We start from the raw sequence: 285 nt of genomic DNA on the forward strand, positions 1-285 counted from the left end.
GTCCGGGTCCCGGTCCTTCGCGGGAGTGTCCTCGAAGGTGTCCGGGACGGGTTCGTTGACGATCATGAGGTGGGTGACCCTCCGATCTGCGGGGTGGACGGTCGCAGGACGGTGAACACGTGCGCTGGACGGGTGCCCGGTTCCAGGCGTACGTAATTCGCCCTGCCCCAGTGGTAGGTCTCGCCGGTGAGCTCGTCACGCACCGGCACCGACTCGTGCCATTCCAGGCCGAGTTGCGGCATGTCCAACGAGACCGTGGCCTCCTGGGTGTGGTGGGGATCGAGG

At 67.0% G+C, this 285-nt stretch carries 1 pseudogene; it reads right to left on the reverse strand.

What is annotated here, in order from left to right:
* Positions 1-62: 62 nt before the first annotated feature.
* Positions 63-285: pseudogene (locus MQN93_RS43790) on the reverse strand (alpha-1,4-glucan--maltose-1-phosphate maltosyltransferase); the annotation flags it as partial.

Origin of the sequence: Streptomyces spinosisporus (assembly GCF_022698145.1) — a bacterium.
In the GTDB taxonomy this organism is placed as follows: domain Bacteria; phylum Actinomycetota; class Actinomycetes; order Streptomycetales; family Streptomycetaceae; genus Streptomyces; species Streptomyces spinosisporus.